The sequence below is a fragment of the uncultured Dysosmobacter sp. genome (assembly GCF_947631635.1).
Classification (GTDB): Bacteria; Bacillota; Clostridia; order Oscillospirales; family Oscillospiraceae; genus Oscillibacter.
The window spans coordinates 1-14,539 of record NZ_CANRMB010000008.1 but is presented as its reverse complement, the minus strand read 5'-3'; the positions used below and the strand labels follow the sequence as shown (position 1 = coordinate 14,539).

Sequence of the window (14,539 nt, the reverse complement as noted above, 5' to 3'; positions counted from 1 at the left end):
TTCTGCAGTGAGAAGTTTTTTATCATGAGGGCATCAAAAGCGCGGGCGCCATGCGGAAGGCGTCCTACTGGGGCGGAGCCGCAAGCGGCGGAGGCCTCTGGTCATCCGGGGCCATCCTCCCCGGAGCCATGGCCGTCCTGACCGGCTGAAGGGCTCCATGCATCGTCCGTCATGGCTGTTACCATTTTGTTTCTATTTGCAATCAAACTGATACTGACTTTTTCCCCGCTTTCCGTCAAAATAAGCATATCAGAAAATATACCAGAAAGCAGGGCATCCGCTATGAAATCCTTCCTCTCCCTCCTCCTTGTCCTCTCCCTTGCCACCGCTTGCAGCACAGGCGGCGCCATACAAACGGTATCGTACTCTGTCCAGTCCCCTCCTGCCGACACACCGGAGCCGCCGGTGGAGGAAGCGCCTGCCCCCGTTCGTACGGTCGATCCCAGCCGCCCCATGGTGGCTCTGACCTTTGATGACGGTCCCCACGCCCAGTACACAGACCAGCTCCTGGATATCCTGGAGGAGCATAACGCCGTGGCCACGTTTTTCGAGGTGGCGAAAAACCTCTCCAACGATCCGGATGCCGTCCGCCGGGCGGCGGAGATGGGCTGCGAGATCGGCAGCCACTCCTACCGCCACGCCAATCTGGGCAAGATGAAGCTGGAAGCTCTGCAGGCGGATCTGGCGGCGGCGGACGCGGCCTTTATCGATGTGCTGGGCGCCGCTCCCACGCTGCTGCGCCCGCCCTACGGCTCCACCAACAAGGCGCTGAAAACCGCCTGCGGCCGTGTCATCGTCACCTGGTCCATCGATCCGGAGGACTGGAAATGCCGGAACGCGGAGAAGGTGATCGCCCACATCCAGCGCTTTGAAGATCTGGACGGGCAGGTGATCCTGCTCCACAGTACCTATGAAAGCACTGTGGAGGCCGCACGGTTCCTGGTCCCCTGGCTGGAGGAGCAGGGCTATCAGCTGGTGACCGTCAGCGAGCTGATCACGCTCCGCTTTCAGGATACGGTGGATGGGAACCGCCTGTACAACTTCGACTATTTCCGCTTCCAGGTCCCGCCGCTGGCAAAGCCAACGGAAGAAACCGCCGCGTAAGGACGCAGCAAGGCCGGTCCCCATGGGACCGGCCTTGTTTTCTTATCGCAGGAAGATCCGCTTGCCGCCCCGGTAATCCCGGACCACCCCGATCCGCTGGGCGTTTGGCACAACGTCCTTCAGCTCTTCATACAGCGCGCCGGCATCCGCCGGGTCCACCGCCATCAGCAGCCCCCCGGCGGTCTGGGGATCGTACAGAAGATCCTGCTTGCAGAGCTCCGTCTCCCCGGCATCCACGCCGCTCTCAGCAAAGCTGCGGTTCCGGTACATGCCCTCCGGCAGGATCCCCATTTTGGCAAACTCCACCGCCTCCGGAATAAAGGCAATGTCCGCCACATGAAGCTCGATCTCCACATCGCTTCCCTGGGCCATCTCAAAGGTGTGTCCCAGCATGCCAAAGCCCGTCACGTCCGTGCAGGCGTGGACGCGGTATTTCACCATGGCGTCCCGGGCGGCCTTGTTCAGCATCGTCATCAGCTGGTTCGCCAGCGCTATCCCCGCAGGAGAGGCCATCTCCGCCTTGGCGGCGGTGGTCAGCACGCCGATCCCCAGAGGCTTGGTGAACAGCAGCACATCTCCCGGCTTCGCCCCGGAATTGGTCAGCACCCGGTCCGGATGGACGAAGCCCGTCACCGCCAGTCCGTACTTCGGCTCGTCATCCAAAATGCTGTGGCCGCCGGTGATCAGCGCTCCGGCCTCGTATACCTTATCGTATCCTCCCCGCAGCAGCTGGTGGACCGCCTCCTTCGGCATGGAGGCGGGGATCGCCATGATGTTCAGGCACAGCTTGGGCTCGCCGCCCATGGCGTATACATCCGACAGGGCGTTGGTGGCGGCGATCTGTCCGAAGAGGTACGGATCGTCGGCAATGGGCGGGAAAAAGTCCACCGTCTGCACCAGAGCCAGCTCGTCGGAGACCTTGTAGACCGACGCGTCGTCGCTCTTGTCAAAGCCCACCAGCAGGTTTGGGTCCTGGTGGACACGGATGCCGTCCAGCAGCTGGGCCAGAACGCCTGCGCCCACCTTTGCGCCGCACCCGGCGCACTTTGCCAGTTTGGTCAGCTTTACTTCATTTTCAGGCATGTTCGCTCTTCCTTTCCGATTCCAATAGATGGATCAGCTCCGCGCGGATATCCTCCACGCAGATCAATTTCTCCGGCTGGCGGTGGTATAAGTGACGCCAAACCGCCGCCAGCCGGTCATTTCGTATCCGCTGGGGGACGCCCGGGCAAGTCCGGTATTGCCACCGGGACAGGCCCAGCGCTGCCAGCGCCGCTTCTCCCTGACGCACAGTCTCATGCCAGCGCCGGTTAGAGGCCTCCGCGTCCTCCGTCCATTCCGGAAGATGGAACAGGGGCTCCAAAAGCGCCCGGTCCTCCGCGATCACCGTGACGCTGCTGCTGTCCTCCGACATGATCTCCAGAAACGCCAGCGGATGCTGCGGCCGGAGCACATCTGCCAGATAACAGCTCTCCCCGTTTTCATCCTCAAAAAAGGCCGGAAGCGGGTGCTCCAACACCTGTTCCCGCGGATAGCCCGCCGGGATTGCGGACAGAATGCCCCAGATAAACTGTACCCCCTCCGCGTCCCGCAGCAGTTCTGCATGGGAGAGGAGCACAGGCTCTTCCCAATCGCGCCCATCCTCCCGGTCTACGACTTCCAGTCCGGTCAGCAGCCAGTTGCAGTCCCAATGCTCCGCCCCCAATTGACGCAGGATCTCCGGTAAAACGCCCCTGTTTTCGATCAGGACTCCAGCCAAATTCTAATACCTCATTTCTGCTCTGTCAGCACCCCCGACAGAGCCAGCACCGCCTCCAGCACGCCGCCACCCACCGCCAGGGCCTTGTCGCTGGCGCAGTAGCAGTGCTCGATCTTGCACCGGGGATCGATATCTCCGGCCTTCATGCCCTTGAACACCGGCGTTCCCTCCGCCAGGATGCCCCGCAGAACGCCGTCCAGCGTGCAGGCCATGGGTTCTCCGTTCACGGTGGCGGCGATGTCGCCCATCTTCACCTGGGCGCCGATGTCCAGCAGCTGGTGGAACACGCCGTCCGCCGGGGCCCGGAGCACCCGCTCCCCCGCGAAGCCGCCGATCAGCCCCGGGACGCCCGTGTTGGGAATGGCGCCGCCCTCATGGATGACCCGGCCCAGATAGTGGCCCCGCATGGTCTCCACCACCGCGTGGCAGTCCTCCCCCGCGGTAAAGCCGGGCCCCACACCGATGACTACCGGGGCGTCGGTGATTTTGGTACCCAGGTTTTTCTTTGCAAGGATGGCGTCCACCACCGCGTCCGGCCGCAATGCCGGGATGCAGGCGCCCTCCGGATCTGCCAGCACCGGAATGATGCCGTCCTCCAGCAGCGCCAGCGCCTGTTCCGGCGTCTCCGCCTTTCGGGCCGTGACATCCTCCACCCTGGTCTCCCCATGGACGATGGCCTGGGAAAAGCACACCGTCCGGCGGATGGCCGTGGGATTTGCGATCTCCGTCATGACCACCCGGATGTGGGCCCTCCACAGCCGCAGGGCGATCCCCGTGGCCAGGTCCCCGGCGCCTCGAATCACTGTTAACATGAAAAATACTCCCCTCTGTACAAACTTCCCGCCAATACCGGGCAGTCCAGCAGCACCGCCAGCTCCCTGGCCCGCTCCCGGTCCGCCTGCGTCTCCGCCTGATTGACATAGACCCGGCTATGCAGGTCTTCCGCGCTCAAAACCCGCGCCTCCGTCTCCGGCGAGGCAGGGGCCTCCTCTGAAACGCCTGCCAGTCGGGCATACAGCTCCGGCCGGTGGGCCGCCTCACAAATGGGCCGTCCAAACCCAGACGCGCCCACCACGCAGATGGTCTGGTCCGCCTCGGCCGGGATCACCGGCTCATGGCCCGCATGGGCTTTCAGCGGCCGCTGGGCCGAGCCGTCGGCCTCCACCAGCACATAGTCGAAGCGGAGCCGCAGTTCCGCCATGGAGGCGTCCAGCGCCGCCAGTTTTCCGGTCCCGGGAACGGCTCTCCCGCCGCAGAGCAGACGGTGCCTCTCCCGCAGCGCGTCCAGCTCCGCCAGCGTCCCGGCGCACGGCATCTGCGGAAACGGAAATATTTTGGTGGTGGTGCACAGCAGCACCCGGTGCTCCCGCGCAAGCTCCTCTCCCAGCGTCCGCAGCAGGGTGGTCTTTCCCCCGCCGCCGATCACTGCGGTAACGCCGGGACGGATCTCCAACAGTGCCGCAAGCTCCACTGCGCCGCCTCCCTTCGTTCTTCTTTTCATAGAATAGCACCTGGCTGCTTCTGCCGTCAAGCCCGCAGACTGGAAATGTTTTCTTTTTCCTTGACTTTTCCGCTGAACATGATATGATGTTATTATCGTTAATCTCAATCAAGGATCACGGTTAGGAGGATTTTCCCATGCAGGACGGCTGTGGCCGGACAATTGATTATCTGCGGCTGTCGGTGACAGACCTGTGCAACTACCGCTGCCGGTACTGTATGCCGGAGGAGGGCGTCTGCAAGCGGGACCACCGGGAGATCCTGTCCGTAGAGGAATGCATCGAGATTGCGGAGGCTTCTGTCCGATGCGGTGTAAAGAAGATTCGCTTAACAGGTGGAGAGCCATTGGTCCGGCAGGGATTTCTGGAGATCTGCCGTGGAATCCGTCAGATCCCGGGCCTGGAGGAGCTGTGCATCACCACCAACGGCGCTCTGCTTCCAGAACTGGCAAAGCCTCTGCGGGAGGCTGGCGTGGACCGGCTGAACATCAGCCTGGATACCCTGCGCCCGGAGCGTTTCGCCCACATGACCCGCCGGGGCCGCCTCTCCGACGTTCTGGAGGGCGTGGCCGCCGCGGAGCGGGCGGGCTTTTCCGGCCTGAAGTTTGATGTTGTGCTGATCGGCGGATTCAATGACGATGAGGTGGGAGATTTTATCGAGCTGACACGGGAGCATCCCTGGGAGATCCGCTTTATCGAGCTGATGCCCATGGGGCCCTGCACTGGCTGGGATAAGCGCTGTTTCCTCCCCGGAAACACGATCCTGGAGCGGTTCCCGGCCCTGCGGCAGGTCGAACCGCAAGGCGTGGCCCTGCGGTTCCAGCTTCCCGGCGCAAAAGGCGCCATCGGCCTTATTTCCCCGGTGAGCCATGAATTCTGCGGCCAATGCCGCCGCATCCGTGTGACGGCGGACGGCAAGCTGAAGGGCTGTCTCCATGCCCGGGAGGAGATCTCCCTTCGGGGCCTCCATGGCGGGGAGCTGGAAGCGGCCATTCGCAGGGGCATCCTGCAAAAACCCCTGCGGCATCACCTGTCGGAGCGGGCCAGTGACACGCCCCGAACCATGAATCAGATCGGAGGCTGACCGATGGCGGAGTTGACCCATTTCAATGAACAGGGCCGGGCGAAAATGGTGGATGTGACGGAGAAGGCCGTCACCCACCGGACGGCGGTGGCCGCCGGTGAGATCCATATGGCGCCGGAGACCCTGGAAAAGATCAGAGCCGGCACCATGAAAAAGGGCGATGTGCTGGCGGTGGCCCAGGTGGCGGGCATTCAGGCCGCCAAGCACAACTGGGAGCTGATCCCCATGTGCCACCCCCTGCCCCTGACGGGCATCGACATCACCTTTGCGCTGTCCGACGAGCCCTGCATGGTGGAGATCTCGGCCCGCGTCACCTGCACCGGTGTGACCGGTGTGGAGATGGAGGCCCTCACCGCCGTGTCCGTGGCGGCGCTGACCATCTATGACATGTGCAAGGCGGTCCAGAAAAATATGAAGATCACCAACATCCGCCTGCTGAAAAAATCCGGCGGCAAGAGCGGCGATTATAATCAAATAACCTGAAAAGCGATCCATTCACTTTTCAAGTGTCACAGCGCATGTGCGCTGTGACAGGCCGCGGTCCGCGGCCTTGATTTGCATTTCATAGTCGATCCCTGTGCGCTTTCCGCACAGCGGGCATTGCCCGCTTGAAAAATCCTGTGCGATTTTTCAAGTTCATTGGCTATATCAAGCGGAGGAATAGATCATGGCAAATGTGGTATCAGTGAATATCAGTGAAAAAAAAGGCGAGCAGAAGCACCCGCTGCCGGAGATCCAGCTGAAGCTCCGGCACGGCATCGTGGGAGACGCCCATGCCGGGGACTGGCACCGGCAGATCTCCCTGCTGGCGGAGGAGAGCGTGGACACCATGCGGGCCGCCTGCCCCATCCCCCTGAATGCCGGGGTGTTCGCGGAGAACATCAACACGGTGGGCATCGACCTGAAGAACCTGCCCATCGGCACCCATCTCCGCATCGGTGAGACGGAGGTAGAGGTCACCCAGATCGGCAAGGAGTGCCACAGCGACTGCGCCATCAAAAAGGCCGTGGGCAAGTGCGTCATGCCCACGGAGGGCATCTTTGCCGTGGTGGTCCGGGAGGGGACCGTCCGCCCCGGGGATGAGATCGAAATTCTGGAGGCGAACACATGAAGCTCATCAAAACCGAAGAGGCCGTGGGCCACGTGCTCTGCCACGACATGACCCAGATCATCAAGGATACCTACAAGGACGCCCGCTTCCGAAAGGGCCATGTGGTGACGGCGGAGGATATCCCCGTGCTTCTCTCCATGGGCAAGGAGCACCTCTATGTCTGGGAGATGACCCCAGGCATGGTCCACGAGAACGACGCGGCGGAGCGGCTGTACGCCCTGTGCGCCAATGAACACATGGACCGCAGCGCTGTCAAGGAGGGCAAGATCGAGCTGACCGCCGCCTGTGACGGCTTTTTCCGGGTGAACAGCGAAAAGCTCATCGCCGTCAACTCCCTGGAGGACATCATGATCGCCACCCGCCACGGCGGCACCGCTGTCCGCAAGGGCGATAAATTGGCGGGCATGCGGGTCATCCCTCTCATTATTGAAGAGGAAAAGCTCCAGGCCGCCGAAAAGGCCGCGGGAAACGCCCCCCTGCTGGAGCTGCTGCCCTATGTGAAAAAAACCGCCGCCATCGTGGCCACCGGCAGCGAGGTGAAAAAGGGTCTGATCCAGGACACCTTCACCCCGGTGGTGAGAGACAAGCTGGCGGCCTACGGCATTCAGACTGTCTCCATCACCTACTCCGGCGACGGCGTGGAGAACGTGGCAAACACCATCGCCGAGGCTCGGAAGACCGGAGCGGAGATCATCCTCTGCACCGGCGGCATGAGCGTGGACCCGGACGACAACACCCCCGGCGGCATCAAGGCCAGCGGTGCCCGCATCGTCACCTACGGCGCGCCGGTCCTGCCCGGTGCCATGTTCCTGCTGGGCTACTATGATGACGGCACCGTGGTCTGCGGCCTGCCCGGCTGCGTCATGTACGCCGGAGCCACCATCTTCGACCTGGCCCTGCCTCGGATCGCGGCGGGCGTGGAGATGACCCGGGCGGACTTCGCCGTGATGGGCGAGGGCGGTCTGTGCCTGGGCTGCAAGCCCTGCCACTGGCCCGTCTGTCCCTTTGGAAAATAAAGCGCAAGCGCCGGACCCTCCGGCGTCGCTTTTTAAAAAGCGTTAATCTTAACCGAGTATCACGTTGGATTGCCCCTTGCGGGATACAAATCAATCATATATAATACGAAAGGAAGAAATCTGATGAAAAAGCTGTTTACCCTGCTGCTGAGCCTCTGCATGGTTCTGTCTCTGGCCGCCTGCGGCGGACAGAAGGACATGCCCGCCCCTGTTGAAGGCAAAACTCCTGAGATGGAGGAACCCGCTGCGGAACCTGTGGAGCTGTTCGTCTTCGCCGCTGCCTCCATGACCGAAACCATGGATCAGATCATCGAGCTGTACAAGTCCGTTGCCCCCAACGTGACCATCACACCTACTTACGACTCCTCCGGCACCCTGCTGACCCAGATCAAGGAGGGCGCTGACTGCGACCTGTTCATCTCCGCCGCCCCCAAGCAGATCAACGCGCTGGACGGCTCCCTGAAGGACGACGCGGACAAGAACCCCGACGGTTTGGATATGATCGTTCAGGACAGCCGTCTGGACCTGCTGGAAAACAAGGTCACCCTGGTGGTTCCCGAGGGCAATCCCAAGGGCATCGAGACCTTTGACCAGCTGGCGGAGCTGCTGAAGAGCGGCGATGTGATGCTGGCCATGGGCAACAGCGACGTGCCCGTGGGGCAGTACACCCAGAAGATCTTCGCTTCCTATGAGATCGACGAGGCCGCCATCGCCAGCAAGCTGACCTATGGCTCCAACGTGAAGGAAGTCACCACCCAGGTCAGCGAGGGCACTGTGGACTGCGGCATCATCTACGCCACCGACGCCTTCTCTGCCGGTCTGACCGTGGTGGACGCGGCTGCCGCCGAGATGTGCGGCCAGGTCATCTATCCCGCCGCTGTCCTGAATGGCAGTCAGCATTTGGACGAGGCCCAGGCTTTCCTGGACTACCTGACCGGCAGCGAGGCCAGCGCCGTCTTCGAGAGTGTCGGCTTCACCGCTCTTCAGTAAATCACTTACCGTACAGGGGCGGGGAGGTCATCCCGCCCCTGTCTCCTCGATTAACGTTTCCGGAGGTCATGTCCATGGATTGGTATCCTCTTTTCAACTCCCTGCGGATCGCGGCGATCTCCACCGTGGCCGTCTTTTTTCTGGGGATCGCGGCCGCGCACTATATCGCGAAGCTGCCACGGCTGGCAAAGGGCGTCCTGGATGTGGTGCTGACACTGCCGCTGGTCCTGCCGCCCACAGTGGTGGGCTGGCTGCTGCTGGTACTGCTGGGGCCCAAGCGGCCTGTGGGCGCTTGGGCGCAGAGCACTTTCGGCATCAAGCTGGTGATGACCTGGTGGTCCGCTATCTTCGCCACGGTGGTGGTGGCCTTCCCCCTGATGTACCGCACCGCCCGGGGCGCTTTTGAGAGCTTCGACCAAAATCTGGCGGATGCCGGGCGGACCCTGGGCCGTTCCAACACCTGGGTTTTCTGGAGGGTGCAGATGCCCGTCTGCCGGCAGGGCATTTTGGCGGGCACAGTGCTGGCCTTTGCCCGGGCGCTGGGCGAATACGGCGCCACCTCCATGATCGCGGGTTATACCCCGGGCCGCACCGCCACCATCTCCACCACGGTCTATCAGCTGTGGCGCACCAACGACGATGCGGGTGCCCTGCGCTGGGTGCTGGTGAACGTCGCCATCTCCGCTGTGTTCCTGCTGGCGGTGAACCTGCTGGAGACCCGGCAGCGGCAGGCACGGAAAGGAGGCGTCCGCTGATGGCACTCTCCGTTGACATCAAAAAACAGCTGGGAGACTTTTGTCTGGAGACCAGCTTCACGGTGGAAAATACGGTGCTGGCCCTGCTGGGGGCCTCGGGCTGCGGCAAGTCCGTGACCCTGCGGTGTATCGCAGGCATTTTGACGCCGGACGAGGGAAAAATCGTGCTGGATGGCACTGTCCTCTACGACAGCGCCGCCAGGATCGACCTGCCGCCGCAGAAGAGGCAGGTCGGGTATCTCTTCCAGCAGTATGCCCTGTTTCCCAACATGACGGTCCGGCAGAACATTGCCGCGGCAGTGCGGGACAGGGCCCGCCGTCAAACCGTGACAGCGGAAAAGCTGCGGCAGTTCCAATTGGAAGCCGTGGCGGACCAGAAACCCTGGCAGCTCTCCGGCGGGCAGCAGCAGCGGACCGCTCTGGCCCGCATCCTGGCATCGAAGCCGAAAGCCATCCTCCTGGACGAGCCCTTCTCCGCGCTGGACAGCTATTTGAAATACCAGCTGGAGGCGGAGCTGGCGGAGACGCTGGAACAGTTCCCCGGCACGGTCCTGTGGGTCTCCCACGACCGGGGCGAGGTGTTCCGCAACTGCCGCCAGGTCTGTGTGATGGACCAGGGGCGCTCTCAGGGGCTCTTCACTCTGCGGGAGCTGTTCCATGAGCCGGTGACGGAGGCGGCCGCCCGCCTCTCCGGCTGCAAGAATTATGCAGACGCGGTTCCAGCGGGCAGCGCCGTGTCCCTGCCGGAGTGGGGGCTCACCTTGGACTGTGGGAAGCCTATTCCACCGGACATCCGGCGCATCGGCGTCCGGGCGCACCATGTCGCCCTGTCAGCGCCTCATGCCCCCGGAGCCTTCCCCTGTGATGTGCTGCGGGTGGTCCAGGATGTATTCAACACCATCGTCCTGCTGCGGCCGGAAACCGCTGCGCCGGACGCGCCGCCCCTGCGGATGGAGCTGAGCCGGGAGGCCTGGTACGCCGCAGCGGACAAACGCCATGTCTGGATCGCCATCCAGCCGAGAGATATTTTATTGTTGAAGTAAGGAGAGATCGTCATGTATCAAGCCGCTGTTTTGACCGTCAGTGACCGCAGTTTCCGGGGAGAGCGCCCCGACGCGGGCGGCCCCCTGGTGGCGGAGCTTCTGAGCGCCGCCGGATACGAGGTCGCCAAAACCGCCATCGTCCCGGACGAACAGCCGGAGATCGAGGCGGCTCTGAAAGCCATTGCCGACGCGGGAGATGTCCAGCTGTTGGTGACCACCGGCGGCACCGGATTCGCGCCCCGGGACGTGACGCCGGAGGCCACCCTGGCCGTCTGCGACCGGATGACCCCCGGCATCCCGGAGGCCATGCGGTACGCCTCCATGCAAGTGACGAGCCGCGCCATGCTGTCCCGGGCCCAGGCGGGCATTCGGAAGGGGACCCTGATCCTCAATCTCCCCGGCTCTCCCAAAGCCGCCAGGGAAAATCTGGAGGCCATCCTCCCTGCCCTGTCCCACGGTCTGGAGATGCTCTCCGGCAGGCCCGCAGACTGTGCAAAACTGGCGGACTGACCCCAAGTGCTTCCCGGCCATGGGACAGGCACTCTGTTATAGTCAACACAGTTGAAAAGGAGCTTGTACTCCTTTTCAACCGGCGGACCAATGGTCTGCCGACGCATTAAGCGCGTGTGCGTTTCCTAATAAAGTTAAGCACAGAAGGCCGCATACGAAGCTCGCAGCGCCGTATTTACAAGCACATGGCCTGACCGGAAAATCAATCCTCTCATCATAAAACAATGAGCGCCAGGAGAACTTCTCCTGGCGCTCATTGCTTTATTGCGGTTGTCCTGTGGTCCCCCACAGGTCGTTCCACCAGTCTTCGCCTCCACTGGGGTCGGTGGGCTCGGAGGGTTCCGTGGGTGTTGTGGGTTCCGCCGGCTCCACACCCGTGCCGCCGTTGGGATCGCCCGTATTGCCGCCCTCACTGGGAACAGGCGGGATATAATTGGGGTCGTTGGGATCATTCTCTGGGGGAAGAGCCGGGTTATCGGGGTCCTCCGGCACGTATCCGTCGTGGTGCACCGGACAGCCGCCGGGGCTCTCCTCCGTGGGCTCCAGGGCCTTTTCCATATTGACGATCAGATAGGGATCGTCATCGGCCTTGATATTGGGACCGTAGTCCGTACGCTCATAGTCCAGGAACGCCTTCTGCGCCACGGACTCCACTGGGCAGTTCTCTGTGGCCAGGCACTGGCCCTCCGTGCAGTAGTCCCGGAGCACATGGCGGCTGCACGACTCCTTGGGGCCTGTACCGGCCGCCACCGTCACCGTGGCGACGCGGCTGCCGCGGGAGTCCGCCGAACAGGCCTCCGTGGGTGCCATACCGCTGTCCAGACAGATCCGCACAGTCTCCAGACCGCTGGAGGGCTTTTCAAAGTCCTTGTATGGCAGGTCCGCGTGGACCTGCTGCATGACCTTCTTCCACATGGTGATGGCCGGGTTGCCGGAGTAGCTGATCTTGGCGTTGTACTTATAGCCCGTCCACACCGCGGCCACATAGTAGGGCGTGTAGCCCACGAAATAGCGGTCGTAGTTGTCGCTGGTGGTGCCGGTCTTGCCGGCGATGGCCATGCCGCTGAAATTCGCGCTGCCGCCGGTACCGCTGGCAACGGCGTCCTTCAGCATCTTGGTCATCAGATAGGCGGTGCTCTCCTTCATGGCCACGTGGCTCTCGCCCTCGTTCTCCAGGATCACATTGCCCTCGGAATCCTCCACCCGCAGATAGGTCTTGGGGGAGTTATAGATACCGTTGTTGGCAAAGGCCGCATAGGCCGCCGCCATCTCCACGGTGTTCAAACCGTAGGTCAAACCGCCCATGCCCAGAGCCGACAGGTTCATGTCGTCCGCCACCAGGGGCAGGTTCAGCTTCTCCGTGGCAAAGGCGAACGCCTCGGCAGTGCCCACCGACTGCAGGGCCTGCACGGCGATGGTGTTGATGGAGCGCTTGACGCCCTCCGCCACCGTGGTCATACCCGTGTAACCGCTGGGGGAGTTCTTGGGCCAGGGACTGCCGTTCAGCTCCTGGACCGGATAGTTGTCAAAGACCGTGCCCGGGGTGATGACGCCGGCGTCCAGCGCCGGGGCATAGGCCGTTAGGGGCTTCATGGAGGAGCCCACCTGCCGGTGGATGGTGGCATAGCTGGTGAGCAGGTTGCCCTGCTTGTCCCCGCCCATGTCGCCCACCTGGGCCACAATGTTGCCGGTGTAGGGGTCGATGATGGTGATGCCGGAGTGGATCAGCTGTCCGTCCCGGCTGGTCAGGTTGTTCAGGTTGCCCCGGTCCGCGTAGACGCTCTCGGCAATCTCCTGGATCTTGGGGTCCAGGGTGGTGTAGATGTGATAGCCGCTGTTGTAGAGCTTCAGGCGGGCTTCCTCCACAGAGATCTTCAGCTCTTCCGCCAGGTCGCTGCTCACATCCCGGATCACCTCGTCCACAAACCAGGAGTTGACCTCCACACCGCCGGTGGCCCGCTCCACCAGCTCCTTGGCGGTGGCAGTGTCGTCGCCGTCTGTGAATTGCAGGACCTCCGCCTTGGCGGCCTCCGCCTCCTCCTTTGTGATGAAGGGCTCTCCCGTACTGGGGTCGACGATCTCGGTCATCTTATCCAGGATCCAGCCCTGCCGCCTCTTGTTCGCCTCCCGGGGCGTGGTCGTGGTGCCGTCCTCCCGGGTGATCGTAATATCGTACATCGGCCCGTACATCGACGGGTTGTTGGTGATCGCCACCAGGCAGGCGCACTCCGCCAGGTCCAGTTCGGACACATCCTTGCCAAAGTAGTACTCCGCCGCTGTCTGGACGCCGTAGCAGCCCTTGCCCAGATAGATGAAGTTCAGATACATGGTCAGGATCTGTTCCTTGGTGTTGTTCTTCTCGAATTCCAACGCCCGGAAGATCTCCCGGACCTTCCGGTTGATGGTGCCCGCCTTATCGCCGGTCATGTTTTTCAGCACCTGCTGAGTGATGGTGGAGCCGCCAAAGGTATCGCCACCCTTGAATACGTTCAGCGTCGCTGAGGCGGTTCGCTTCCAGTCCACGCCGTGGTGCTGAAAAAAGCGCTCGTCCTCAATGGCCACGGCGGCCTGCCACAGGTGGTCCGGGATCTGGTCATAGGTCACCAGCACACGGTTTTCCTCCCCATGTACTGTCTGGAAGTTCACCCACTCCCCTGTCTCCTTGTCCTCATAGTAGATAAAGGAGCTGAGGTTCAGGGTGTAGTCGTCCGCGTTGACCTCCAGAGACGGGGCCAGCGTGGTCTCCACATACTTCATGAAAATGCCCGCGATCATCGCGGCTGTACAGATGCCGATCAAAATCAGCGTTCCCAAAACGCCGAACACTTTTCCAGCAACGCCGCCCCGTTTCTTCGCCGGGCGGCGGGGCTGCTGTTCAGCTCTTCTTCCGTGCTCCAATGAGGGGCACCTCCTTCGCATAGATTTGGCAATGCCTCCGCCCCACAGGAGACAGCCCGTGAGCCGAAAGACAACAATACACCATAATACTTTCTATTGTACCATCCCCTGTCAACATTGAAAATGTCGTATTTTTCCGAAAAAAAGTTCCAACTTTGTATGACTTTTTTCGTTTTGGGCAGGATATGCTTCATTACAGAGGCGTTCTTTTCCTCTTTTTCACATCTTCTCCGCTTGCATTCCGGCGGAAATTCAGGTACAATGACCGTACCGAGGAAAAAGGAGGACTTTCCCAATGCGTGAAGACTTCGGCCCCACTTTTATCACCGTCACGGATGAGGACGGCAATGAGATCGTTCTTGAGTTCGTGGATGCTTTGGAATACAACGGCCAGATGTATCAGGCCTTCTTCCCCGCTGAAACGGAGGGCGAGGATGAGGACGATCCGGATAACGGCCTGGTGATCTTGAAGGTCATCCACGAGGACGGCGAGGACCTCCTCTCCACCCTGGACTCCGACGAGGAGCTGGACGCGGTCTACGACCTCTTCACCGAGGCGCTTTTCAGCGAGGAGGAAGATTGATCCCCCCTCTTGCAATCCAGACCCGGATGTGATAATTTGAAAGTGCCCTGCGGGGTTTGTGATAGATCTTTTTTTAACCCACATTTCGTTATACGGGATGCCAGATCAGTCCGTGGTTCGCAGGCCTCCCGGCTGCCGTCTGCGGCTGGAAGTTGGAAGCGATAAAGCGTGCTGGAGGCGACCCACC

The 14,539-nt window shown here is 61.9% G+C and carries 15 protein-coding genes; 10 read left to right on the top strand and 5 right to left on the bottom strand.

What is annotated here, in order from left to right; translation table 11 throughout:
• Positions 1-282: 282 nt before the first annotated feature.
• Positions 283-1,104 (top strand): polysaccharide deacetylase family protein, encoded by an 822-nt coding sequence (locus Q0Z71_RS05870; protein ID WP_298019548.1) that lies wholly within the window; start codon positions 283-285, stop codon positions 1,102-1,104.
• A 42-nt stretch (positions 1,105-1,146) separates the two neighbouring features.
• Here the strand turns inward: Q0Z71_RS05870 and selD are convergent, their stop codons facing one another.
• Genes selD through yqeC form a run of 4 tightly spaced genes read right to left on the bottom strand, consistent with a single transcriptional unit; the run spans position 1,147 to position 4,364 of the window.
• Complete coding sequence (gene selD / locus Q0Z71_RS05865; protein WP_298019546.1) at positions 1,147-2,187, bottom strand: selenide, water dikinase SelD; 1,041 nt, start codon at positions 2,185-2,187, stop codon at positions 1,147-1,149.
• Positions 2,180-2,863, bottom strand: a complete 684-nt coding sequence (locus Q0Z71_RS05860; RefSeq protein ID WP_298019544.1) for a hypothetical protein — start codon at positions 2,861-2,863, stop codon at positions 2,180-2,182. The genes selD and Q0Z71_RS05860 overlap by 8 nt, the downstream gene beginning before the upstream one ends.
• Before the next feature lie 11 nt (positions 2,864-2,874).
• The gene (gene yqeB, locus Q0Z71_RS05855; RefSeq protein WP_298019542.1) at positions 2,875-3,675 is read right to left on the bottom strand and encodes a selenium-dependent molybdenum cofactor biosynthesis protein YqeB; all 801 of its coding nucleotides are present in this window, start codon (positions 3,673-3,675) and stop codon (positions 2,875-2,877) included.
• A complete protein-coding gene (yqeC, locus tag Q0Z71_RS05850) occupies positions 3,669-4,364 on the bottom strand; it encodes a selenium cofactor biosynthesis protein YqeC (protein ID WP_298019540.1) in 696 nt (231 codons plus the stop codon). Before yqeC ends, yqeB begins: the two co-directional genes overlap by 7 nt.
• Before the next feature lie 137 nt (positions 4,365-4,501).
• On the opposite strand from yqeC, the gene moaA reads away from it, so the two are divergent.
• The 8 genes from moaA to Q0Z71_RS05810 all read left to right on the top strand — a co-directional run bounded on the left by moaA (position 4,502) and on the right by Q0Z71_RS05810 (position 10,871).
• Complete coding sequence (gene moaA / locus Q0Z71_RS05845) at positions 4,502-5,446, top strand: GTP 3',8-cyclase MoaA (RefSeq protein WP_298019538.1); 945 nt, start codon at positions 4,502-4,504, stop codon at positions 5,444-5,446.
• A 3-nt stretch (positions 5,447-5,449) separates the two neighbouring features.
• Positions 5,450-5,929: a cyclic pyranopterin monophosphate synthase MoaC gene (moaC, locus tag Q0Z71_RS05840; RefSeq protein ID WP_298019536.1), complete on the top strand. Its 480-nt coding sequence runs from the start codon at positions 5,450-5,452 to the stop codon at positions 5,927-5,929.
• A 184-nt stretch (positions 5,930-6,113) separates the two neighbouring features.
• Positions 6,114-6,557, top strand: coding sequence for an MOSC domain-containing protein (locus Q0Z71_RS05835; protein ID WP_298019534.1), 444 nt, complete (start codon positions 6,114-6,116; stop codon positions 6,555-6,557).
• Positions 6,554-7,573 carry a molybdopterin-binding protein gene (locus tag Q0Z71_RS05830; RefSeq protein WP_298019532.1) on the top strand — a complete coding sequence of 340 codons (1,020 nt, stop codon included), beginning with the start codon at positions 6,554-6,556 and terminating at the stop codon, positions 7,571-7,573. The genes Q0Z71_RS05835 and Q0Z71_RS05830 overlap by 4 nt, the downstream gene beginning before the upstream one ends.
• 123 nt (positions 7,574-7,696) lie before the next feature.
• Positions 7,697-8,563, top strand: a complete 867-nt coding sequence (gene modA / locus Q0Z71_RS05825) for a molybdate ABC transporter substrate-binding protein (RefSeq protein ID WP_298019530.1) — start codon at positions 7,697-7,699, stop codon at positions 8,561-8,563.
• Between the two features lie 74 nt (positions 8,564-8,637).
• Positions 8,638-9,318, top strand: a complete 681-nt coding sequence (gene modB / locus Q0Z71_RS05820; RefSeq protein WP_298019528.1) for a molybdate ABC transporter permease subunit — start codon at positions 8,638-8,640, stop codon at positions 9,316-9,318.
• On the top strand, positions 9,318-10,361 hold the full coding sequence (locus tag Q0Z71_RS05815; protein WP_298019526.1) for a sulfate/molybdate ABC transporter ATP-binding protein: 1,044 nt from the start codon (positions 9,318-9,320) through the stop codon (positions 10,359-10,361). The genes modB and Q0Z71_RS05815 overlap by 1 nt, the downstream gene beginning before the upstream one ends.
• Before the next feature lie 12 nt (positions 10,362-10,373).
• Positions 10,374-10,871 (top strand): molybdenum cofactor biosynthesis protein B, encoded by a 498-nt coding sequence (locus Q0Z71_RS05810; protein WP_298019524.1) that lies wholly within the window; start codon positions 10,374-10,376, stop codon positions 10,869-10,871.
• Between the two features lie 261 nt (positions 10,872-11,132).
• Here Q0Z71_RS05810 and Q0Z71_RS05805 read toward each other — a convergent pair whose 3' ends face one another.
• Positions 11,133-13,769 carry a transglycosylase domain-containing protein gene (locus Q0Z71_RS05805; protein ID WP_298019522.1) on the bottom strand — a complete coding sequence of 879 codons (2,637 nt, stop codon included), beginning with the start codon at positions 13,767-13,769 and terminating at the stop codon, positions 11,133-11,135.
• A gap of 295 nt (positions 13,770-14,064) precedes the next feature.
• Between Q0Z71_RS05805 and Q0Z71_RS05800 the strand changes: the two genes are divergently transcribed.
• Positions 14,065-14,352 (top strand): DUF1292 domain-containing protein, encoded by a 288-nt coding sequence (locus tag Q0Z71_RS05800; protein ID WP_298019520.1) that lies wholly within the window; start codon positions 14,065-14,067, stop codon positions 14,350-14,352.
• Positions 14,353-14,539: the final 187 nt, after the last annotated feature.

Bases quoted from the DNA above. Each gene is read 5' to 3' on its own strand.
- Q0Z71_RS05870 (WP_298019548.1), top strand. From the start codon at position 283: ATGAAATCCTTCCTCTCCCTCCTCCTTGTCCTCTCCCTTGCCACCGCT.
- selD (WP_298019546.1), bottom strand. From the start codon at position 2,187: ATGCCTGAAAATGAAGTAAAGCTGACCAAACTGGCAAAGTGCGCCGGG.
- yqeB (WP_298019542.1), bottom strand. From the start codon at position 3,675: ATGTTAACAGTGATTCGAGGCGCCGGGGACCTGGCCACGGGGATCGCC.
- yqeC (WP_298019540.1), bottom strand. From the start codon at position 4,364: ATGAAAAGAAGAACGAAGGGAGGCGGCGCAGTGGAGCTTGCGGCACTG.
- moaA (WP_298019538.1), top strand. From the start codon at position 4,502: ATGCAGGACGGCTGTGGCCGGACAATTGATTATCTGCGGCTGTCGGTG.
- moaC (WP_298019536.1), top strand. From the start codon at position 5,450: ATGGCGGAGTTGACCCATTTCAATGAACAGGGCCGGGCGAAAATGGTG.
- Q0Z71_RS05835 (WP_298019534.1), top strand. From the start codon at position 6,114: ATGGCAAATGTGGTATCAGTGAATATCAGTGAAAAAAAAGGCGAGCAG.
- Q0Z71_RS05830 (WP_298019532.1), top strand. From the start codon at position 6,554: ATGAAGCTCATCAAAACCGAAGAGGCCGTGGGCCACGTGCTCTGCCAC.
- modA (WP_298019530.1), top strand. From the start codon at position 7,697: ATGAAAAAGCTGTTTACCCTGCTGCTGAGCCTCTGCATGGTTCTGTCT.
- modB (WP_298019528.1), top strand. From the start codon at position 8,638: ATGGATTGGTATCCTCTTTTCAACTCCCTGCGGATCGCGGCGATCTCC.
- Q0Z71_RS05815 (WP_298019526.1), top strand. From the start codon at position 9,318: ATGGCACTCTCCGTTGACATCAAAAAACAGCTGGGAGACTTTTGTCTG.
- Q0Z71_RS05810 (WP_298019524.1), top strand. From the start codon at position 10,374: ATGTATCAAGCCGCTGTTTTGACCGTCAGTGACCGCAGTTTCCGGGGA.
- Q0Z71_RS05800 (WP_298019520.1), top strand. From the start codon at position 14,065: ATGCGTGAAGACTTCGGCCCCACTTTTATCACCGTCACGGATGAGGAC.